Source organism: Hymenobacter sp. BT188 (genome assembly GCF_014333585.1).
In the GTDB taxonomy this organism is placed as follows: domain Bacteria; phylum Bacteroidota; class Bacteroidia; order Cytophagales; family Hymenobacteraceae; genus Hymenobacter.
Genome location: NZ_JACSCW010000007.1, coordinates 82,752 through 106,111, shown reverse-complemented (window position 1 = coordinate 106,111; position 23,360 = coordinate 82,752). Strand labels below are relative to the sequence as shown.

At 61.3% G+C, this 23,360-nt stretch carries 12 protein-coding genes; 10 read left to right on the top strand and 2 right to left on the bottom strand.

The annotated features are described in order from the left end of the window. Positions 1 to 115: 115 nt before the first annotated feature. A complete protein-coding gene (locus H8B13_RS18465) occupies positions 116 to 322 on the bottom strand; it encodes a hypothetical protein (protein WP_187312306.1) in 207 nt (68 codons plus the stop codon). Positions 323 to 731: 409 nt separating this feature from the next. Here H8B13_RS18465 and H8B13_RS18460 point away from each other — a divergent pair, with 409 nt between their 5' ends. From H8B13_RS18460 to H8B13_RS18450, 3 genes are all read left to right on the top strand, one after another. Further along, positions 732 to 1,202, top strand: a complete 471-nt coding sequence (locus tag H8B13_RS18460; protein ID WP_187312305.1) for a hypothetical protein — start codon at positions 732 to 734, stop codon at positions 1,200 to 1,202. A 120-nt stretch (positions 1,203 to 1,322) separates the two neighbouring features. Continuing rightward, complete coding sequence (locus tag H8B13_RS18455; RefSeq protein ID WP_187312353.1) at positions 1,323 to 5,750, top strand: CusA/CzcA family heavy metal efflux RND transporter; 4,428 nt, start codon at positions 1,323 to 1,325, stop codon at positions 5,748 to 5,750. Between the two features lie 36 nt (positions 5,751 to 5,786). After that, the gene (locus H8B13_RS18450) at positions 5,787 to 6,965 is read left to right on the top strand and encodes an efflux RND transporter periplasmic adaptor subunit (RefSeq protein WP_187312304.1); all 1,179 of its coding nucleotides are present in this window, start codon (positions 5,787 to 5,789) and stop codon (positions 6,963 to 6,965) included. A 285-nt stretch (positions 6,966 to 7,250) separates the two neighbouring features. Here the strand turns inward: H8B13_RS18450 and H8B13_RS18445 are convergent, their stop codons facing one another. Then, positions 7,251 to 8,525: a sugar MFS transporter gene (locus H8B13_RS18445; protein WP_187312303.1), complete on the bottom strand. Its 1,275-nt coding sequence runs from the start codon at positions 8,523 to 8,525 to the stop codon at positions 7,251 to 7,253. A 188-nt stretch (positions 8,526 to 8,713) separates the two neighbouring features. On the opposite strand from H8B13_RS18445, the gene H8B13_RS18440 reads away from it, so the two are divergent. From H8B13_RS18440 to H8B13_RS18410, 7 genes are all read left to right on the top strand, one after another. Continuing rightward, a complete protein-coding gene (locus tag H8B13_RS18440) occupies positions 8,714 to 9,355 on the top strand; it encodes an RNA polymerase sigma factor (RefSeq protein WP_187312302.1) in 642 nt (213 codons plus the stop codon). Between the two features lie 31 nt (positions 9,356 to 9,386). Further along, positions 9,387 to 10,433 (top strand): FecR family protein, encoded by a 1,047-nt coding sequence (locus H8B13_RS18435; RefSeq protein ID WP_187312301.1) that lies wholly within the window; start codon positions 9,387 to 9,389, stop codon positions 10,431 to 10,433. A 166-nt stretch (positions 10,434 to 10,599) separates the two neighbouring features. Beyond that, positions 10,600 to 14,037 (top strand): TonB-dependent receptor, encoded by a 3,438-nt coding sequence (locus tag H8B13_RS18430; protein WP_187312300.1) that lies wholly within the window; start codon positions 10,600 to 10,602, stop codon positions 14,035 to 14,037. 21 nt (positions 14,038 to 14,058) lie between these two features. After that, positions 14,059 to 15,696 carry a RagB/SusD family nutrient uptake outer membrane protein gene (locus H8B13_RS18425; protein WP_187312299.1) on the top strand — a complete coding sequence of 546 codons (1,638 nt, stop codon included), beginning with the start codon at positions 14,059 to 14,061 and terminating at the stop codon, positions 15,694 to 15,696. Positions 15,697 to 15,756: 60 nt separating this feature from the next. Further along, positions 15,757 to 17,076, top strand: a complete 1,320-nt coding sequence (locus H8B13_RS18420; protein ID WP_187312298.1) for a YdcF family protein — start codon at positions 15,757 to 15,759, stop codon at positions 17,074 to 17,076. Positions 17,077 to 17,092: 16 nt separating this feature from the next. Further along, entirely contained in the window at positions 17,093 to 19,156 is a 2,064-nt protein-coding gene (locus H8B13_RS18415) for a glycoside hydrolase domain-containing protein (protein ID WP_187312297.1), read from the top strand. A gap of 831 nt (positions 19,157 to 19,987) precedes the next feature. Beyond that, positions 19,988 to 23,200, top strand: coding sequence for a carboxypeptidase regulatory-like domain-containing protein (locus tag H8B13_RS18410; RefSeq protein ID WP_187312296.1), 3,213 nt, complete (start codon positions 19,988 to 19,990; stop codon positions 23,198 to 23,200). Positions 23,201 to 23,360: the final 160 nt, after the last annotated feature.

The window sequence follows — 23,360 nt, the reverse complement described above, 5'->3', positions numbered from 1 at the left end:
AAACAATGACGCATCCGGCCGCCATGCTGAAAGAGACCTTAGGAATTAGCGTGCCTACCTCTAAGCAACTAATCCGATGCCGGGCATGTATGCTCGGACATCCAAGCCTCACAGTTTACCGGGGCCTGCTCACCGCTACTTCGCTGCTATGACCGTGTTGGTTTTTTGTTTGGCTCACTGCCGCCGCTTGGTTGCCCGTTAGTACTGCCACGCCCCCTGCGGCGAACACGGCCGTCACCGTGGTGGTGACTAACTTGCCGTCCACCAAGGCCACGTTGAAGCTGTACTTGTACCACGGGAAGGCGAACTTTCTGGTCCGCAATCACTACACGCTGCTCAAGCACATCAAGCCTAGCGGCAGCAACAAAGTGGTGTACCCAATGCAGTTGCCGCTCGGGGAGTGGCTATTGTTGTCACCCAGGATTTGAACTAGAATGACGTGGTGGGCCGCAACATGGTGGGGATTCCCATCGAGCCGTTTGCCTTGTCAACAACGTGAAGCCGCGCTTTAAAGTCCCCACCTTTGAGGACTGCATGTTCAAAGTCAGCGGGCCGACCACAACCATCGCCATCTCAATGAAACAAGCGAAGGTTAGCTCTTTGCTGCTTAGGAGCTTGGCTTTGGCTAGCATCCTACGCGGGGGCAAGATCCCACCACCGCTGAGCAGGACTACCTCGCCTCGGCGTCCTATGGGAAAGAACGCGGCTTTCGGTACCTTTACCTCTTGCCTATGCTCCGACTCCACCGCTCTGCCCGCCGCCTAACGGCGACGACCCTGCTGGTCGTCTTTGTGAGTGCGCTGTTGGGGCCGGTGGTAGCACTGGCTCGGGTGCTGTCCCACGAAGCAGCGAAACACCTGCACCTGCCGAGCATGCCGCAGGCTCATCATCACCATGATGAGGCCCACGAGAAGCAGGATCACCCGAATGACCTGGCGCCCGGGTCCAAGTCCGGCGCCCACTCATCTCAGCATGCCTGCAGCAGTGGCGACGGGCAGCAGCTCATGAGTCTTGCCCCGCTGCTCAAGCTGCTCGCCTCACCCGCGGCGCCCGCCGTGCTGGCCCTGCCCCCGGCGCAGCGCTTTCTGTGCCGGCTGTTTCGGGCCTGGGACCGCCAGCAGGCCGTGGTGCTAGTGCCCCCGGAGCACCGCAAACCGAAAATCCCCGACCTGCGCATCTTTCTTGGTTCGCTGGTAATCTGAAGAAGCGCCCCTATCAAGGTCCGCGCTGGAATGGCTATGCTCGTTCCGGTCCGGACCTTTTACGTGCCCGCGGCCGCTCCCTCTGTTTCTAACTTCTCGCTTACCCCTGTTCAGCGCCTCATGCTCGACCGCATCATTCACTTCTCCATTACCCACAAGCTGCTCATCGGCCTGCTCACGCTGGCCCTGATCGCCTGGGGTAGCTACTCGGTGGTGCACCTGCCCATCGATGCCGTGCCCGACATCACCAACAACCAGGTGCAGGTCATCACCCAGATCCCTTCGCTCGGGGCGCCCGACGTGGAGCGGCTCGTCACCTTCCCCATCGAGCAGGCCATTGCCACCATTCCGGATGTGGACGAGGTGCGCTCGTTTTCCCGCTTCGGCCTCTCGGTCGTGACCATCGTCTTTCCCGATGAGGTGGACGTATACTGGGCGCGTAACCAGGTCACCGAGCGCCTCAAGGATGCCGAGCGCCAGATTCCGCCCGGCACCGGCATCCCCCAACTGGCCCCCGTCACTACGGGCCTCGGGGAGATTTACCAGTATGTGCTGCACCCCAAGAAGGGCTACGAAAAGAAATACTCGGCCACGGAGCTGCGCACGATGCAGGACTGGCTGGTGCGCCGGCAGCTGCTCGGCACCCCCGGCGTGGCCGATGTGAGCTCCTTCGGCGGCTACGTGAAAGAGTATGAAGTAGCCCTGGACCCTGAGCGCCTGCGCTCGATGGGCGTCACCGTCACGGAAGTGTACAACGCCTTGGAGCAGAACAACGAGAACACCGGCGGGGCCTACATCGACAAGAACCCGGCGGCCTACTTCATTCGCTCGGAAGGCCTCGCCGGCTCGCTGGAAGACGTGGGCCGCATGGTGGTGCGGGCCCCAGCCGGCGGCGTACCGATCCTGGTGCGGGACGTGGCCCAGGTACGCTTCGGCCACTCCGTGCGCTATGGCATGATGACCCGCAACCAGGAAGGCGAAGTGGTAGGCGCGCTGGTGCTCATGCTCAAGGGCGCCAACTCCTCGGCCGTCATCCAGGCGGTGAAGGAGCGCATGGCCACCATTCAGAAAACCCTGCCCGAAGGGGTAGTTATTGAGCCCTTCCTGGACCGCACCAAGCTCGTGGACCAGGCCATCAGCACGGTGACTACGAACCTGGCCGAAGGTGCCCTGATTGTGATTTTCGTGCTGGTGTTATTCCTGGGCAACTGGCGGGCCGGCCTCGTGGTCGCTTCGGTCATTCCGCTGGCCATGTTCTTTGCCCTCGGCATGATGCGCCTGTTTGGCGTGTCGGGCAATTTGCTCTCGCTCGGGGCCATTGACTTCGGGCTGATTGTCGATGGGGCCGTGATTATCGTGGAAGCCATCGTGCACCGCCTGGCCGTGCTCAAGCGCCCCGCCGGGTCCGAAGTTCTAAGCGCCGCAGAGATGGACGACGAGGTCTACCATGCCGCCAGCAAAATCCGCTCCTCGGCCGCGTTTGGCGAGATTATTATCCTTATTGTGTACCTGCCGCTGCTGGCCCTGGGCGGCATCGAGGGCAAGATGTTTCGGCCTATGGCCCAAACCGTGGGCTTCGCTATTCTGGGGGCCTTTATTCTGTCTCTGACCTACGTGCCCATGATGTCGGCGCTGGCCCTGAGCAAGCAAACGGCCCGCCACGGCTTCTCTGACCGCATCCTCGGCCAGCTGGCCCAACGCTACCAGCGCGTGGTGGCGTGGACGCTGGGCGCCAAAACCCTGATTCTGGGCTCGGCCCTCGTCTTGCTGGTGGGCACGGTGCTGCTGTTTCGCACCCTGGGGGGCGAATTTATTCCGACCCTTGAGGAGGGCGATTTTGCCGTGGAAACCCGTGTGCTGCCCGGCTCCTCCATTACCTACACCGCGGAGAAAGCCCAGCAGGCGGCGGGCATCCTGCTCACGCACTTCCCCGAAGTCAAGGAAGTGGTGGCCAAGGTGGGTTCTTCGCAGATTCCCACCGACCCCATGCCCACTGAAGCCTGTGACTTGATCATCGTGCTCAAGGACAAAGACGAGTGGACCTCAGCCAGTACCCGCGAGGAGTTGGTGGAGAAGATGTCGGCCCAGCTCACCCGTATTCCCGGCGTGACCTTCGGCTTCCAGCAACCCATTCAGATGCGCTTCAACGAGCTGATTTCCGGGGCCAAGCAGGACGTGGTCATCAAGATTTTCGGGGAGGACTTGCAGCAGCTCGACGACTACGCCACGGCGGTAGGCGAGCTAGTGAAAGGCCTGCCCGGCGCCACCGACCTCTACGTGGAGCGGGCCACGGGTCAGGCCCAGATTGTGGCCCAGCTCGACCGCGACAGGCTGGCCCAGTACGGGTTGTCCGTCAAGGACGTGAACCGCACCATTCAGACGGCCTTTGCCGGCCAGGTCGCGGGCCAAGTTTTCGAGCAGGAGCGCCGCTTTGACCTCGTGGTGCGCCTGCAGGAAAGCTACCGCCAGGACATCCGCAACCTGCGCCAGCTGTTCGTGGCCACGCCCGACGGCCGGCAGATTCCCCTGGAGCAGTTAGCGAAAGTAGAGTTGATTTCGGGACCCAGCCAGATTCAGCGCGACGACGCCAAGCGCCGCATCATCGTCGGCTTCAACGTGCGGGGCCGCGACGTGGAAAGCCTCGTGCAGCAGGTGCAGCAGCGCATCGAGCAGCGCCTGAAGTTTGCGCCGGGCTACTACGTGACGTATGGGGGGCAATTTGAGAACCTGCAGTCCGCGCGGGACCGGCTCCTGCTAGCGGTGCCGGTGGCCCTGCTGCTCATCTTTTTACTGCTGTACGCCACGTTCCACTCCATCAGCCAGTCGGTGATGATTTTCACGGCCATTCCGCTCTCCGCCATCGGGGGCATCCTGGCGTTGTGGCTGCGCGGCATGCCCTTCAGCATCTCGGCCGGGGTGGGCTTTATTGCCCTCTTTGGCGTGGCCGTGCTCAATGGCATCGTGCTCATCGGCTACTTCAACCAACTCAAGGAGGAAGGGATGACAGACCTCAGGGACCGCATCCTGCAAGGCACCCACGTGCGTCTGCGCCCGGTGCTGATGACGGCGGCCGTGGCCTCGCTCGGCTTCCTGCCCATGGCCCTGTCCCATTCAGCGGGCGGCGAAGTGCAAAAGCCCCTGGCCACGGTTGTGATTGGCGGCCTGGTAACCGCTACCCTGCTCACCCTGCTGGTGTTGCCCGTGCTCTACTACCTGGAGGAAACCTGGACCGCCCGGCGGGCCGAACGGCAGACGGCAGCATCGGCTGCCAAGGTGGGGGGACTGGGCGTGCTGGTGCTTGCTTTGGGTCTATCGCTGCTATTCGGCAGTGCCCGGGCCCAGCAGCCCGGCACACCAGCCGACGGGGCGCTGAACGCTACCCAGGCCGTGGACGCGGCGCTGCGTCAGAGCGGGACCGTGCTCGGAGCCCAGCAGCAGCTAGATGCCCAGCAGGCCAGCGTCCGGGCCGCCCGTGACATTGGCCGCACTACCGTGCAGGCCAGCTACGGACAGTACAACTCTGTCCACAACGACAACTTATTCACCATCACCCAGCCCCTGGCTTGGCCAGGGTACTACCGCACCCTGTCGGCCCTAGCCCAGGCACAGGTAGCCACCAAGGAGCAGCAACTGGGCTTAGCCCGCGCTGATGTGCGCCGGCAGGTGCGCTTACAATATGAAGCAGCCGTGCACGCCCGCCACCGTCTGTGTACGCTGCGGGTGCAGGATAGCCTCTACACGGCCTTTGTGCGCGCCGCGCAGTTGCGCTTTCGCACCGGCGAAACCGCTCGCCTGGAAGTGGCCACGGCCCTCATTCAGCAGGGCGAAACCCGAACGCTGCTGGCTCGGGCCCGCACCGAGTACCAGGTGGCCGTGCGCCAGCTGCAGGCCCTGCTGCAGCGCCCGCAGCCCGTCGCGGTAGCTGACAGCACCCTGACAGCTCTGACCCCGCACGTCAGCGTCGCGCCGGGAGATACCACCGTTTTCGCTCGCAGCCTCCTAGCACAGGTGCTCCGCCAGCAGGTGGCCGTGGCCCGGGCCGAAACCCGGGTGACGCAGGCCCAGGGCAAGCCGAACCTGAGTGTGGGCTACTTCAACCAGTCCATTATCGGGCCCCAGGTGGTGGACGGCACCACCCGCACCTACGGAGCCGGCGACCGGTTCCAGGGAGTGCAAGCCACGGTGGCGGTGCCGCTGGTGCCGGGGCCGCAGAAGGCCCGGGTGCAGGCGGCCCGCCGGCAGGAAAAGGTGGCCCAAACCGGGCTGAGCCGCTACCAGGCCGAATTGGCGGGCTGCGTGGATGAGCTCTTGCTCCAACGCGCCGAGCAGCAGCAGCGCCTGCAGTTCTACGAGCAAACGGGCCTACCCCAGGCGGCGGTCATCACCCGCGTGGCCACCAAAGCCTTCCAGGCGGGGGAGAACGGCTACACCGAATACCTGCTCAACCTCGAGCGGGCCCAGCGCCTGCGCACCGATTACCTCGACGCGCTGCTGCAGCACAACCAGACTGTCATCGAACTGGACTACCTCTTCAGTGCCGGCGAATAGTCCGCTTCTTCTTGTCTTTTCAGCCTCCGCTTCTCCATGAAAACCACGTTTTATACGCTCGCCGTTCTTTCTTTGCTGCTCAATGCCAGTTGCAACCGGGCAGACCCATCCGGCGATGAAGCCCCGGAATCCGCTGCTTCCGCCGCCGCGACCGACACCACGGCCGCGCCGGCGCACCAAGTTACCCTCTCGGCCGACGAGCAGGCGCTGGCGGCCGTGCGCACAGGCCCCCTGACCCAGCGCGTGCTCGGGGGCGGCCTCAAGGTCAATGGCGTACTCGACGTGCCCCCGGACCAACTCATAGCCATCAGTGCCCCGCTCGGGGGCATCGTTGAGCGCACTTCCTTGCTACAGGGGACGCGGGTACGCAAGGGGCAGGTGCTGGCCACCATTCGCAACCCCGAGTTCATTCAATTGCAGCAGAGCTATCTAGAAACGCAAAGCCAGCTCACCTACGCCAAGGCCGAACTGGACCGCCAGCGCGAACTGGTGCGCGAAGAAGCGGCACCGGCCAAAAATTTGCAGCGGGCCCAGGCGGAATACGGTGCCCTGCAGGCCCAGGCTGCCGGGCAGCAGGCCCGGCTGCGGCTGGCTGGCCTACCCATGGGCTCCCGGCCCTTCGTGAGCACGGCCACGCTGCGGGCCCCCAAGGATGCCTTTGTCAAGACGGTCAACGTCACCGTGGGCCAGAGCGTGACGCCCACCGACGCGCTGTTCGAGCTCGTGGATCCGGACCATCTGCACGTGGAACTCACCGTGTTTGAAAAGGACGTGCCCCAGCTTAAAAAGGGTCAGCGCATCCGCTTCACCCTTCCTAACGACAGCAGCGCCGAGCGCATTGCCAGGATCTATCTCATTGGCCGCACCGTCGACGAGCAGCAGCGCACCGTGCGCGTGCACGGCCATCTGGACCGCGAAAAGGACCCAGCCCTGCTGCCGGGTATGTTTGTGAGGGCAGTGGTCGAAACGACGAATCGCCGCGTGGCCGCCCTGCCCGATAAGGCCGTCGTTGGCTATGAGGGCAAGCAATACGTGTTTCGCCAGGAGCCTGCCGCCGCGGGCAAGCAGGTTTTTCAAATGCTCGAAGTGCGCCGAGGCGAGCAGGCGGGCGGCTACAGCGAGGTATTCATCCCGAACGCAGACACCACGGGTCAGTACGTGACCGAAGGAGCCTATGTTCTGCTTAGCAAGCTCAAGAACCCCAGTGAGGAATAATTACCTGGGTAACGATCCCCTTCTACGATCTCCTTGGTTTGCTTTTTTCTCTTTAACATCTAAGAAGATCTGTGGCTGTTGCAAAAGTGATGTGGCTGTTGCAGAACCCTGCGCAGCGCATGCAAGCACTGCTGCAACTCATTAAAAACGGTCTGACAATCCTGTTTGACCTGTCTTTTGCAAAGTTCGTGAGGCTAAGCATCTGCTCCTCGAACGAACTATATGGTTCTGCAACGGGCCCTAAGCCTTGCTGCCTCCCGCTTCTGCGCTTGGCTGCTTGAGCCCCTAGGCCGCAGCCAGTGGACGGCTGCCGCGCAGGCCGTACCACAGGATGTATAGGTAGCACAGCACCGGCAGTAGCAGGGCCAGGCGCAGGCCGCCGTGGTCGGCCACCACGCCAAACAGCATAGGCACCAGCGCGCCGCCTACGACGGCGGTGCACAACAGGCCGGATCCTTCTGCGGTGTGGCGCCCCAGTCCGGACAAGGCCAGCGGAAAGATCACGGGCCACATAATGGAGTTCATCAGGCCCACCGTCAGCAGACTCCACATGGCTATGCCTCCGGTGGTAGTGCTGGAGATGAGCACCAGCACGGCCGCCGCTCCCGCGTTGCAAGCCAGTAGCTTGGCTGGCGAAAATTTATTGAGCCAGTAAGCCCCCAAAAAGCGGCCCACCATGGCCGCTCCCCAATACCAGGAAACCCGCTGGCCGGCCGCTTCCGGGTTCAGGCCCGCGACATCCGGCAGGGCCAGGTAGTTAACCAGGTGCGAGCCAATAGACACCTCCGCCCCCACGTAGGCAAAAATGCCCCCCACGCCCAGCACCAGGTGCCGGTAGTGCCAGGCGCGTGCCGCCCCCCCCGCCGCCACCGCCCCTTCTTCGGTGGCCGGCACGATCTGGGGCAAGTTGACCCGGCTCAGCATCAGGCTAATGAGCAGCAGCACCGTGCCAATCACCAGGTACGGAATCTGCACCGCCGTCACATCAAGGGTGGCCGCGCTGGCGGCAGTATTCAGTGTAGGCAGGTTGCTCAGAATGAGGGCGCTACCGAGCCAGGGGGCCAGCGCCGTGCCCAGCGAATTGAAGGCCTGCGTAAGCGTTAGCCGTGCCGCCGCCGAGCGTGCGGGCCCCAGAATGGCCACGTACGGATTGGCGGCTACTTGCAGGATGGTAATACCGGCCGCCAGCACGAACAGCGCCGCCAGAAACAGCCCGTACACCCGCTGCGCGGCAGCCGGATAAAAGAGGTAAGCACCCAGCGCGGCCACGGCAAAGCCAATCAGCATGCCCCGCTTGTAGCCCACCCGCGCCACCAGTTTGCCGGCTGGTATACTGACCAGAAAATAGGCCCCAAAAAAGCATAGGTTAATCAGGTTGGCTTGCGCAAAGCTCAGTTGGAAAATGGCTTTCAGGTAGGGAATCAGGATGTCGTTGAGACAGGTGATGAAGCCCCACAGGAAAAACAGGGTGGTTACGGCGCTCAATGCCGTGGTGTAGCGCGGCCGCGTATCGGTGCCCGCAGCGGGCGAGTTAACTAAAGCAGGGGTAGTAGACGCCATAGGAACGAGAAGAGGTGGAAAGAATGACGCACGAAGGTACTCGCAGCGCCAAGCCCGCAGGGCGCAACTTTGTATTTATGTAAGGAAGCTGACCTAATCGTGAAATTGGTAATAATTCGATAACTAGTGGGACGAAACGGACGAAGTACTTTTGCTGTAAAGCTATGACCCTATGACCCTATGACCCTATGAGCACGGAACGAGACGAAAAGACGTTGCTGCGGGCGGTTGCATCGGGTGACAGAGATGCATTCTCGAATTTGTATAGTATGTATCTCAACGGTTTGTACCGCTATACGTGCTTGTTTGTAAAATCCCCGGAAGAAGCCGAGGAAATAGTGCAAGAAGTATTTGTGCGCCTTTGGGAGCGGCGCGGCACGCTTCCACAGCTTGCAGCTTGCAAGGCCTACGCCTACCAAATCACCAAAAACCTCGTAGTCGACCATTGGCGGCAACAGCAGCGGATGGTAGCGCATCGGAAACAATTTCGACCGGAAGTTACTGTCTCAGAATTAGCCGATACCGCCCTGATTTATCAGCAAGACTATCAAATGGCCCAGCGGGCCATTGCGCAACTGCCGCCGAAAAGAAAGCAAATCTTTCTGCTAAGTACCCAGCACGAGCTTTCCCTGGCCGAGATTGCTCAGCTGCTTTCCATTTCTAAGCCCGTGGTCAAGAAACAGCTCTATTCGGCTACCGCTTTTGTGAAAACGTATTTAAAACAGCATGGCAACTGGTCTTTCGGCGCCGTGTGCCTGCTGAGTGCGGTGCCCCTGTCTAGCTACAGCAGGGAAATGGTGAATGCAATTCAGGCACTTATCAGTGGGTAAAAAATAATTTGTTTTTTGGAGGGGTCCTTCCATGCAGTACCGCCGTCTTGTAAAAGAAGCCCCTACCATGACCCCGCAGCAGCGCCGCCTCTTTTTCCAGAAGTTTGCAGCCAACCAGCACACGCCGGCGGAGCACCAAGCATTTTTGCGCTGGCTGGGGCAGGCGTCGGGGCCGGAGCTGGAAGACGCCCTAACGGAGTACGAGCAGTTGCCAGCAGCCGCGGACGAGGCAGCTCCTCCTCCGCGGCTGCTGGCCGGTATTGAAGCCCGCCTACACAAAGTGCCGGCCAAGCCCGCCGTAGCAGCGAAGCGGCCATGGTCAGGCCGGATGTGGGCCGCCGCGGCCGTGATAGGGTTGCTTTTATTCGTGGGCGGCCATTACCTGCTGCTGCCATCGTCCACGCCCACGCCCGCCTTGGTCTATCTGCACAAGCGCGTGCCGGCGGGCCAGATCGACTCGCTTACGCTGCCGGATGGCAGCCGGATCGTACTCAATGCGGGCAGCACCTTGACGTATCCAACGAAGTTCGCCGCCAACCGCCGCGATGTGTCTCTGGAGGGCGAAGCGTATTTCCGGGTGGCCAAGAATCCTGCCCAGCCCTTTGTGGTGCACAGTGGTTCCTTGCAGACTTGGGTGGTGGGCACGAGCTTTAACATATACGCCTATGCCCGGGCGGCCCGGCAGGAAGTGACGGTGCTGACCGGCGCAGTCAGCGTCCGGGATGCGGCGAGCCAGCAGCACGTTGCCTTGCAGCCGGCCCAGCGGGCCGTGTTCGAGCGCACCACCCGTAAGCTGCGTAAAGTACGGATCGCGAAGCCGGGCCTGAGTTTGGCCTGGCAGCGCGGGCAACTCCGCTTTGAAGACGCGCCCCTGGAAGAGGTGCTCGACAAACTTTCCACCCGGCATGGGGTGCTTATTCGCCCGCGCGCCCGGCGCCTCGATAATTGCCGTCTGACGGTACACTTTGAGGACGAAACGCTCCCCGAAGTTCTACAGGTCCTCGGCGCCCTCACGCGCAGCCGTCCTTTCACAGACGATCAACGCATTATCTGGCTGGAGGGCCAGGGCTGCCCGTGAGGACTCCTGCCTGTGCTGCTCTTTTTATTTTGCTAATCTGGCCATCTCCGCTGGCCGGGGGCTTGTGCCTTCCTTGACGGCCCCCGGTCACGCACCGGCTACCCCTGCCTCGGGGCTTGCGGCCGCTCATTCATACAATCTGCCACCTTCTTTCATTCTCAACTCTATGTCCAACAACTACTCTCCTCTTGCCCAGGTGCTGCGTGGCCTACGGCGGCCGGTACCCGGCTTGCTGCTGACTACGATGCTGACGGCGGCCTGGATTTCGCCGGACCTTCCACAGGAAGCCCTGCGCAAGCGCATCAGCTTCCCCGCACAGCAGGGGACGCTGCGGCAGGCCCTCGAAACTATCAGCGAGCAGGCGGCCGTGCCCATTGCCTTTACCAGTGAGTTGCCGCTGCTGGACGAGAAAACCAGCATACAGGCCAGCAGCGAGTCCCTGGCCCAGGTGCTGGACCGGATGCTGGGCCCCCTGGGCTTGAGCTATCGGGTGGTGGCGGGGCAGATTATTGTGGAGAAAAATGCCCCCCAGCCAGCCCTGAGCCGCCCGGTGGGCAGCGTGGCGCTGGAGGTGCAAGGCGTGGTCAGCGACGCCACCACGGGCGAGCCCCTGCCGGGAGCCCGGGTCCAGATCAAGAACTCTACGGAGGGCGCCACCACCAATGAAGCCGGGGCCTACCGCTTGCAGGTGCCGGACGAAGACGCTATTTTGGTAGTTAACTCTCTGGGTTACAACGCGCAGGAAATCCGCGTCGGCACCCAGCGCACCATCAATATCGCGCTGAAAGCCAACGTCACGGCCCTCAACCAGGTGGTCGTAGTGGGGTATACTACCCAGGAAGCCAAAGACGTAACCGGGGCCGTCGGCATCTTGCCCCTGGAGCGGGTACGCAACTTTCCGGTGGCCAGCGTAGATAAGCTATTGCAGGGCCAGGTGGCGGGCGTGCAGGTCAGCAACGACGGCGCACCGGGCGGCAACAGCGTGGTGCGGGTACGCGGCCTGGGTACCCTGGGCGACAATGACCCCCTCTACATTATCGACGGGGTGCCGACCAAAGCGGGGCTGAACCAACTGAACCCCAATGATGTCGAGTCGATGCAGGTGCTGAAAGACGCCTCGTCGACGGCCATTTACGGGGCGCGGGCCTCGAATGGCGTCGTCGTGATTACTACCAAGCAAGGCAAGGCCGGTCGAACGCAGCTGAGTTTCGACTCCTATTACGGGCTGCAGTCGGTGTATAACCTGCCGAGTATGGTGTCGCCGACAGAGCTGGCGCAGGTGGAGTTTGATGCCCAGCGCAACAGCGGCCAGCGGCCCAGCCACCCGCAGTACGGCAACGGGGCGCAGCCCGTGCTGCCGGAATTCTTGCAGCGCAACCCCGACGTGCGGCCGAACCTGAGCGGCACCAACTGGTTTAAGACCATCTTCCGCACCGCGCCCATCCAGAACTACTCGCTGGGGCTGTCGGGGGGCAATGAGACCAGCCGGCACGCCATCAACCTATCCTACTTCAACCAAGACGGCATTCTGGACTACACGGGCTTCAAGCGGGTTTCGCTGCGCGTGAACACGGAATATACCGTGCTCAAGAAGCTGAAAATAGGCGAAAACTTCACGGCCAGCTACGGCCGCTCCACGCAGGCCTCCTCCAATGCCGTGAACGGGGGGGTGGTGTTCGACGCCTTCCGCTTGCCCTCCATTGTGCCGGTCCGCGACGAGGCAGGCAACTTCGCCGGCCCCGCCGCCGGCCTGGGCGACGCGGGCAACCCCCTGCGCGCCCTCTACAACGCCCGCGACAACGCCACCAAAAACCTGCGCGCCCTGGGCAACGCGTACGCCGAGCTGGAGCTGGCCGACAATTTGTTCGTGCGCTCTTCCATCGGCATTGATTACCTGACCAGCAACTTCCGGGGCTTCACGCCCAGCTACGTGGAGGGCATTGCCAACAACCCCATTGCCAGCCTCAGCAACACCAACGCCTACACCGTCAACTGGACCTGGACGAACACGGCGCGCTACAGCCGCACGTTCGGGGAGCACAATGTAGCCGCCGTGGTGGGTACCGAGGCCATCGAAAACAATGAGGAAGGCTTCAATGCCTACCGCGAAAACTTCCTGATCAGTGACCTGGATTTCCGCTACCTCGACGCGGGTCAGGGCTTGCAAACCAACGGCGGCACCGGCTCGGCCTGGTCGCTGTTCTCACAGTTCGGCCGTCTGGATTACAACTTCGGGGGCAAGTACCTCGCCTCGGCCTCGGTGCGGCGTGATGGCTCCAGCCGCTTCCCGGCTAACAACCGCTACGCCGTGTTTCCGGCTTTTTCGGCGGGCTGGCGCGTGTCGGAGGAAGCCTTTTTGAAGCAGGTTAGCTGGCTGAGCAACCTGAAGCTGCGGGGCTCCTGGGGCCAGAGCGGCAACCAAGAAATCGGCAATTACCCAGCCTTCGACATCTACGGCATCAGCCCCTCCAACACCAATTACCCGCTTACTGGCAGCAACGGCACCGTGCAAACCGGCTACACGGCCCGCGCCATCGGCAACCGCAACCTGAAGTGGGAAACCACCACCCAAACTGATATCGGTATCGACTTCGGCCTACTAAGCAATCAGCTGAACTTCAGCGTGGACTGGTTTGATAAGGAAACCAAAGACGTGCTGGTACGGGTGCCGCGCCCGGCCCTGGCGGGGGAAGTGCTGGTACCCTACGAAAATGCCGGCCGCATCCGCAACCGGGGCGTGGAGTTTCAGGCCACGTACCAGAGCGACGCGACCAAGGACTTCCAGTGGGGCGTGTCGGCCAACGGGTCAGCGGTGCGCAACAAGGTGCTGTCGTTGGGTGAGGGCAACTTGGCGATTCCGGGTTACGTGAGCAACAACCTCACGCGGGGTCAGTCGCTTTCCCGCACCGAAGTAGGCCGGCCAGTGGCCTATTTCTACGGCTACGTGGTAGATGGCATCTTCCAGAATCAGGAGGAAGTGGACGCGGCGCCGGCGCAGAACGGCAAGGGCATCGGCCGCTGGCGCTACCAGGACCTGAACGGCGACGGCATCGTGAACGTGCAGGATCAGCAGCAGATTGGCAAGCCTTCTCCCGACTTCACCTACGGCCTGAACCTGAATGCTTCCTACAAGGGCTTCGACCTGAGCGCATTCATCCAGGGCGTGCAGGGCATTGAGATTTACAACTTCAGTAAGTACCACACCGATTTCGCCTTCGACCCTTTTAACAAGAACACGCGCATCCTTGACTCCTGGACGCCCCAGAACCCGGGCGCCACGCTGCCCCAGCTCAGCAAAACCAATGTGAACGACGAGCTGCGGCCCTCCACGTACTTCGTGGAAAACGGCTCGTACGCCCGCCTGAAAAATGTGCAGCTCGGCTACACCCTGCCCGCGGCCTGGACCTCCGCTATCCGGGCCAGCAGTCTGCGCGTGTACGTGCAGGCCCAGAACCTGTTCACCATTACCGACTACACCGGCATGGACCCGGAGGTGAACCTGCAAAACTACAATGCCGCCGACCGCAACCTCGACCAGAACGTGGACCGGGGCTACTACCCGCAGCCCCGCGCGGTATTGTTCGGGCTTAACGCCCGGTTTTAACCCGTCTCACTCTTTCGCATCATGAAAAACAAGATTCTAGTATTGGCGCTGGCTACCGCATTGGCTGGCTGCCAGGAAGACTTTCTCGACCAGGAGCCCAAAGCCAGCCTCTCCTCTACCGACCTGAATAACTTGGCGGCGGTGGAAGCGCTGATAACGGCGGCCTACGCGCCCCTGGGGGGGCAAATTGACGAAGGCAACAATGCCTTCAACTCGCCCGGCACCAACTGGACCTTTGGCGACGTGGTATCCGACGACGCCTACAAGGGTGGCGGGGGCGTAGGCGACCAGAACGGTATGCACCTGATGGAAATCTTCCTGACCAACCCCAACATCATTGATGTGGATCGGAAGTGGCGCGCCGGCTATGAAGGCGTGGCCCGCACCAACCGCGCCATTCAGGCCGTGAACAACTTCGCGGGCATGAGCGCCGCGCAGAAAGCCATCCGCCTGGGCGAGCTGCACTTGCTGCGCGGCCACTACTACTTCGATCTGAAGAAGATCTACAACCGCATCCCGTGGGTAGATGAAACGCCCCGGACCATCACCGAGTACGACCTGCCCAACAACTTGTCGGACGCCGAGCTGTGGAAGAACATTGAGAACGACTTTCTGCTGGCCCAAACCAACCTGCCCGCCAAGCAGACGGACCTGGGGCGCGTGAGCAGGGGCGCCGCCACGGCCTACCTGGCCAAGCTTTACCTGTACACGAAAGACTATCCGAAAGTAATCTCGACGGTGGATGCCCTGCTGGCCACGGGCCTTTACCGCCTCAACGACAACTACCACGACAACTTTGACCCGAGCAAGGAGCACGGCCCGGAAAGCCTGTTCACCATTGAGCGTTCCATCCGCGACGGCACGCCGAGCAACTTTCGCGGCAGCCTGGATGAGCGCCTGCTAAACCCGGGGGGGCCTTTTTACCCAGTTTACGGGTTCGATATGCCCAGTCAGGATCTGGTGAATGCCTTCAAAACCACGGCCGCTGGCCTGCCCCAGACCGACAAGTCGGATGTGGGCGTGAACGACTTTGTGGACCCCCGCCTGGACCACGCCGTGGCTCGGCCCGGCATCCAGTTTCTGGATCTGGCACCCTACGCGGCCACCTGGGCGCGCGACGCCGGCACCTACGGACAGTTCTCCTTTAAGAAGCGCATGGTCAGTTCCCGCTCTACCTTCTATCTCAACCAGTTTCCGTGGGTGAGCGCCCTGAACTACGACATCATTCGCCTGGCGGACGTGCTTTTGTTTAAGGCCGAGGCCCTCGTAGAGACCGGTAATCTGGAAGGCGCCCGCGCCCTCGTCAACCAAATCCGTCGCCGGGCCACCACCGACCAGGTGCGCAACGCCGACGGCACCCCCGCCGCGCGCTACAACGTGGCCCAGTACGCCACCGCCTGGACTGACCCGGAGACGGCCCGCCAGGCCGTGCGCATCGAGCGCCGCCTGGAGATGGCGCTGGAAGGCCACCGCTTCTTCGACCTCGTGCGCTGGGGCGTAGCCGAGCAGGTAATGAACGAGCACTTTGCCCGCGAAAAAAGCCGCCGCACCTACCTTTCCACGGCCCGCTTCCTAAAAGGCACCCACGAGTACTGGCCCATCCCGCAGACGCAGCTTAACCTGAGCAAAGGACTGTTGACGCAGAACCCCGGGTACTAAGCACCATTTTCATGGCACCGTAGCGGTTAAAAACGGCTACGGTGCTTTTTTTAGATTGCCATGGCAAAACGACCTGCTGTACTTAAACGGATGCCTCCGGAGTGTCCCCTCCGCTCCGCTCACTGGGGGGGCTTTTTTCTGGGGTTGTTGGCTTGGCTTTGCGGGGGGCTGTCGGTTTGCCTAGGGCAGGCTTCCTTCCCCCGGCCGCCGGCCGCCTACGCCGACTCGGCGCTGGTCGCCAAAGCTTTTCCCCTGCTCTCCCTCCTGGAAAATCAAGCGGGGCTGCGTCGGCTGGTAGGCAGCAACAAAGCCCTGCGAGCAGTGGCCCGCCACCACGCCGCGCGCACTCACCAGGCCTTCGGCAGAGACCAAGCGGATGCGAAGCGCTACGCCGATTCGCTGTGCTGGAAGCCGCAGGAAATTCAGGTGGTTGGTAATGCCCTGGTGAATACCTATTCCAAAAATATCGCGGTTCGAACCGGACTGGCCCCGCTGCTGAAGGAGACGGGCAGCTACCCACTCTACGCAAGCCAAACGGACACCGCTGCGCTGCGCCTGGCCTGGCGTGATGCGGCTCTGGGGCTCAACCGCATGCTGCAGGTGTATATGGCCAACCAGAAGCCGCGCTACCCGGCCATCGACTCGTCGAGCTTCCCGCGGCAGGACGCGGTTCTCGCCCAGCAGGTGCGGGCGGCGATGCTACCGCTCAGCATCGGGCAGCGCCGCCGCCCAACGGCGTTTTATACCCTGCCGCTGCACGCCGCCCTGCTGGCCCTGCGCCTCAACGACCGGCACGAAGCAGTGCGCTACGAACCCCTGAAGGCGGGGCTGAACGCCGCCCCTTATGCTGCCGTGGCTAGCACGCCGTGGGCCCGCTACCCGTTTAGCGCCATTCTGGTGCCGGGGCTGGGACCCGAGCAGCCGGGCGTAGCACTCGATACCTTAGGAGCGTACCGGTGCCGGCTGGCCGCCGCCCGGTACCGGCAGGGGCTCGCGCCCTTTCTGGTGGTGTCCGGGGGGCATGTGCATCCCAACAAAACGCCCTATTGTGAGGCGGTGGAGATGAAAAAGTACCTGATCGAAACGCTCGGCATCCCGGAAGCGGCCGTGATTATTGAGCCCTATGCCCGCCACACCACCACCAACCTGCGCAACACCTTTCGCCTTCTTTACGCCTTTGGCATCCCCACCGACCGGCCTCTGCTGACGGTGACGGACCCGGCGCAGAGCAGCTATATCCTGGGCATGGCCGAGCGTTGCCGCCGAGAACTCGGCTATGTGCCGTACCGGGACCTGCAAAAACGCTCCCCGGAGGAAAATACCTATTCCGCTGTACCCGAAGTCCGGCAGCCCGACCCCTACGATCCGCTGGACCCTTAACTCTCTTTTACCTGGTATGAAGTATTTCTGGTGGGTAGTGCTGGGGTTGCTACCCCGCTTGGGAAGCGCCCAGACCGTTGATCCGGTCCAGCAAGTCAACGTGTTTCTGGGTTCTTCCGGCGACCATGGGCAGCTCTCGCCCGCGGCCTCGTATCCGTTCAGCATGGTTAGCCTAGGGCCCCAGACCTACCCGAACACGCATACCGGCTACGAGCAGTTGGCCCGCAAATTTCTGGGCTTCACCCATAACCGGTTCGAGGGCGTGGGTTGCATGGGTAGCGGCGGTAACCTGCTGGTCAAGCCGTTTATGGGCCGCGGGCCCCAGGACGCCGAGCTACTGAAACGCACGGAACACGCCGAGCCGGGCTACTACGGCGTCGCCTTCGCCAACGGTCAGAAAGCCGAGCTGACAGTGGCGCAGAAGTTTGGGCTCCACCATTACTCGTTTCCAGCGGGCGAGCGAGGCATGTACTTTGATTTAAGTCACTCATTCGTCAAACGCTTCCAGCAGGAGCAGCACCGCACCCAGGGCAACGCGCTCAGCGGCTGGATTGAAGCTGCCACCACCTGTGATGCTGGCCGGTATCGCCTGTTCTACTACCTGGAAGTAAGCCAGCCCGTGCAGTGGGAAGCCACCGGCGCGCATCAGCTGATTGCCCGCCTACCGGCGGGTGGGGCCACCGAGGTGGAAGTGCGGGTGGCTTTTTCCTCCGTTAGCGCGGCGCACGCGAAGGCCAGTATGCGGCGGGAGTCCTTTCAAACGATCCGGCAGCAAAGCCGCCAGGCTTGGAACACGCTGCTGAGCCGGGTGCAGGTGCAGGGCGACTCGGCCCGCTCGAACCTGTTTTACTCCCTGCTGTACCGGACGTTGCAGTCGCCCTACGTCGTGTCGGAGGCCGATGGGAGCTACCAGGCCATCAACGGTACTCAGCAAAAATCCCGCGTACCGATCTACAACGGCTGGGCCGTGTGGGACAATTATCACACCCAGCTGCCGCTGCTTTCCCTTGCGTATCCCGCTGAATTTCAGCACATAGCTGCTTCGCTTGCCAACCTCTACCGCTTCGGTAAGAAAGATTTTGCCACCCAGCACGAGCCGTCCCCCACGGTGCGCACGGAACACACCATCGTGGTGCTCCTTGACGCCTACCGTAAGGGCTATAAGCTGGATCTGCGCGGCATCCGCGACTCGCTGATTCAGGAAGTGAACCGCCTGGACTATACGCACCCCGATAAGGCGCTGGAGTCGTCGTATGATGCCTGGGCGCTGGCGGAAATCCTCTCCGAACTCAAGGAGAAGAAGCTCAGCGCCCACTACCGGCAAAAAGCGCTGGGCTACAAAGACTTCTGGCGCAAGGATTTTCAGGACATGACGGCACCGGACGTGGACAAGCTGCCGGCCCGCGGCATGTACCAGGGTACCATCTGGCAGTACCGCTGGGCCGTGCCCTTTGATGTGAAAGGCCTGATGGCGCTGATGGGGGGCGAAGCTGCCTATCGTCAGCAGCTCGATGCGTTCTTCGCCGGCGACTATTATAACCATGCCAACGAAACCGACTTGCACGCCCCCGCGCTCTATCATGCCTCCCAGGAGCCCTGGAAATCTCAGGCCCTGCTTCATACGCTCGCCGTCGATACAGTAGTACAGCATTATTTCAACGATAACAGCCGCGGTATCGACCCGTACATAGGGCGCATCTATCAGAACCAGCCTCAGGCCTACCTGCGCACCATGGACGACGACGCGGGAGCCATGTCGGGGTGGTTCGTGCTGACGGCGTGCGGGTTGATGCCGGCCTGCGTGGGCTCGCCGGTTTATTACCTTTCACTGCCCTTGTTCCAGCAGGTGAAGGTTCAGGTGGCGGCGAAGAAACAGCTTGTCATTCAGGTGGAGAAATTTGCCCCCCAGCGGCGCTACATTCAGGCAGCCCGCTTCAACGGCAAACCGCTGGACCGTAACTGGCTCACCCACGAAGAGCTAGCCGCTGGGGGTACGCTCATTCTGGTGGCATCTGACATGCCGAATACCCGCTGGGGAGTTAAGCAGCAGTGGGTGTCCGATGCGCAGAAATCGTACTGAGGTACTCGCGCAGGTAGATACGCAGGCCAACCTTCACAAGAGGGAAAGGCCCCATAACTGTTGCAGCTCGCGCCCTTGAGGTGCGGCAATAGCTTGGTTTCCTGCCCTTCTGATCTACGGGCTGCCTTGGCCATGAGGCACGGAGGTCGTCCCATCGGGCGTCATCGAACCACTGGCATGGTCAGGGGAATTCCTGTGCATCCTCACAGTCCGCCGCGGTCAGGGGTGTGGATGGCACCACCCGCCAACAAAAACCCCGGCGTTGCAGCACCGGGGTTCAGCGAAAAGGAAACACGCACGCCACTCACCAGCGCGCAGTGCCATTTTTTCCGTGCAAAGATGCGGCCTGGATATTACTTCCAGGTAAGGGGCGTGGTACGTTTCCGTGCGAAGCGCGCCGGACTCGGGGCAGCGCCTCCCGCGTTTCTGCCCCGAGTCCGGCTAACGGCATACACTCCAACGGGTTTATTGAGGATGGCGGCTGTAAGCAGCCAAAAAGGCCATTCGAATGCTGCTCAAGACAGCCGGACGCCAGCCAATCAACCGGGTGGCTGCTCCGGTAAAACTAACTGTTCAGCTTTAGCTATTTATGCCATAAGTAGCTTGATAAGCAAAGCGGCTTTCTTCCTCGCGTGAATATGCTGGGCAGGCTTATCTGTGCAAGTTTTTTAGAAAACTTAACATTGAGTTAATAGACTCATTACCAATCATTTTCATATCTTAACGATGGGTTAAAACGTAATTAATCTTCGCTGAGTAGTACCGAAAAGTTGCGGTAATTTTGCGGCGAAATTCAGCGGATACGCCTTTGATAAATAAAAAAGCTCTTTTATGCAAAACAGAATTCTACTGTTTCTACTGCTAGGCTTTACGCTTTTCACTAGCAGCACCACCTTACAGGCGCAGGGCGTGACTACCTCCGCCATGAAGGGTGTCGTGACGGATGCCACTGGCCAGCCCCTGCCGGGCGCAACCGTAGTTGCCACGCACTTGCCCTCGGGCACCATTTACAGCATTGCCACCCGCTCCAATGGGCAGTACGACTTGCTCAATATGCGTATTGGGGGCCCATATGAGCTGAAAATCTCGTTCATCGGCTATTCCCCCTACTCCCGCAACGACATCCAGTTGGCCCTGGGCAAAACTTTTGAGGGCAATGTGACGCTAATGGAAGGCACCCAGGCGCTGGGGGAGGTGGTCGTCAAAGGCAACCGCGACGGCCAGATCAACAAGGACCGGACGGGTGCTTCCACCAACGTCAGCAGCACCGCCATCCGCACCCTGCCCACCATCAGCCGCTCCCAGGAGGATTTTACCCGTCTCACGCCCCAAAGCAGCGGGCTGAGCTTCGGCGGCCGCAACACGCTTTATAACAACTTCTCCCTTGACGGCTCCATCTTCAACAACTCCTTCGGGCTGGACGCGCCCACGCCGGGGGGGCAAACCAACTCCCAGCCCGTATCGCTGGATGCCATTGAGCAGCTGGAAGTGAGCCTCGCGCCTTATGATGTGCGCCAGGGTGGCTTTACCGGAGCCGGTGTGAACGCGGTGACCAAAAGTGGCACCAACGACTTTCGCGGCACAGTCTACACGTTTCTGCGCAATGAGAACTTCATTGGGGAGAAGGTGGGCGACGTAACCGTGCGCAACCCTGAGCTGAAGTTCAACCAGACGGGTTTCGCTTTGGGCGGGCCGATTATTGAGAACAAGCTGTTCTTCTTTACCAACGCCGAAATCACCCGGCGCGACGACCCCGGCCTGACGTTCCGGCCCGCCGCCAGCCCCGCCGAAGCCCAGGCCGCGCTCAATGGCCAGGCCGACGGCGTAAGTCGCGTGCTGGAAAGCGACCTGACCACCATTCGCCAGCGCCTGCTGGATGTGTACGGCTACGACCCCGGCTCCTTCGGCGACTTCACTTACCGCACGTACAGCGATAAATTCCTGGCGAAGCTGGACTGGAATATTGACGCTAAAAACGCTTTCTCGCTACGCTACAATTACCTGAAGAGCTACCGGGAGCAGGGTCCCCACCCGATTGCCATTGCGCCTTCGTCGCGGGTACAGGGGGTGAATACCTTGCAGTACTCCAATTCGGGTTATACCATCAACAACAACCTGAATTCAGTAGTAGGGGAACTGAACTCCCGTCTTGGGGAAAAGCTCAGCAATAAGGCGCAATTGAGCTTTTCGGCCTTCCGCGACTTCCGCGAGCTGCCCGACGCGCCCTTCTTCCCGCAGATTGACCTCACCCGCAACGGCACCACGTACGTGTCGGTGGGAACCGAGCAGTTTTCGGCGGAGAACCGCCTGGACCAGAATATCCTGCAGTTCACCGACAACCTGAGCTATTTTGCCGGCGCTCATGTGCTGACCGGTGGGGTCACGTATGAGCGGTTTGCCTTCGTGAATGACTTCAACCTGCAGCGCTACGGCTACCCGTTCTTCGGCGGACTGGATGTAGACCGCTTTTTTCAGGTAACCGACCGTTCGAATCCGGATTTTGTGGACCTAAATGCCATTGCTCAAGCCGGCACGACCCGGCGGATAAAGTCAGTGGATGTGAACGTGGCCCAGCTGGGTCTTTACGCCCAGGATGAGTGGAACGTGACCCCAGCCTTCAAGCTGACCTTGGGCATCCGCGCCGATCTTCCTATTTATAACACCGAAGTAGCGCAAAACCAGCAGATTCTGAATGCGCCGCTGCTGAACTCGGATGGGCAGCCGGCCACGGTCGACGTGACGGAGTTTCCGAAGGCGACGCCGCTGTGGTCGCCCCGCCTGGGCTTCAACTACTCGATTACCGGCGAGAAGTATACCACCCAGCTGCGCGGGGGCACGGGTATTTTCACGGGCCGCATTCCGTTCGTGTGGATCAGCAACCAGGCCTCTAACGCCCAGTTTGATCCTGGCTACACCTTCCAGATCAACGGTACGGCCCGCGACTTCCGCTTCCCGCAGGTGTGGCGCTCCAACCTGGCCGTGGACCAGGAGCTGCCCGGCGGTATCGTGGCGACCCTGGAGGGCATTTACTCCAAAGACCGCAACGCCGCTATTCACCGCAACTACAACCTGGTGACGCCCACTGAGCGCCTGGACGGGTTTGACAACCGCCTGATTTACCCGGCTAGCGGTCCGCGCATTACGCCCGGCTTCAACGGCCCCGACGGGCAGTTCAGCTTCCTGGATGCCGGCGTGATCGTGCTGGAAAACACGAACCGGGGCTACCAGTTCTCGCTGACGGGCCAGCTGAAGAAAGACTTCGCCAATGGCTTGTACGTGCAGGCCGCCTACACCTACTCGCAAGCCAAGGACGTGACCTCCAACCCCGGCGAAATCGCGGCGGACGCCTTCCAGCGCAACCCCGTGGTGGGCAACGCCAACGATCCAAGGCTGGCTTTCAGCGACTTTGGCTTGCAGCACCGCGTGATTGGGGCCGCCGGTAAGCGCTTCGCCTACGCCAATGACCAGCTGGCGACCACCATCAGCTTCTTTTTCGAGGCCGCTCAGGGCAACCGCTTTTCCTACACGTACGCCGGTGATTTAAACCGCGACGGCATTCCCGGCAACGACTTGCTCAAAGTGCCCGCGACCCGCGACCAGATCAACCTAGTAGACATCCGCGACGCGCAGGGCAACGTGCTCGTGACGGCCGCCCAGCAGTGGGAGCAACTGAATGCCTACATCAGCCAGGACGAGTACCTCTCCGAGCGCCGGGGCGATTATACGGCGCGCAACGGCGCGATCAGCCCCTGGTACACGCAGCTCGACGCGAAGATTCTGCAGGATTTCTCGGTGAAAACCAGCGCCAAAAAGCACACGTTTCAGGTAAGCCTCGACGTGCAGAACCTAGGTAACCTGATTAGCTCCGATTGGGGCATCCGGCGCACGTTTGCCAACAACCGATTCATCGAAGTCGCCTACCCGAATGCCACCTCGAACACGCCCACGTACCAGTTCCGGGGCGGCAACCAGACGTTCTTCAACAACACGGATCTGAACAGCCGCTGGCGCGCCCAGCTGGGTCTGCGCTACCTCCTCGACTAAAGGGCTGCACCGGGTAAAGAAGCCCCCTAGTTTTACATTGGGGGGCTTCTTTGTTAGCTAGAGGGATAAGATTGTTTAGTGCGGCGGCGCTAAGCAGCTATAAATAGCTTTGCTAATAGACGCACTCATAAGCTAAACCTTGAAAAGCCCAGTATTAAAA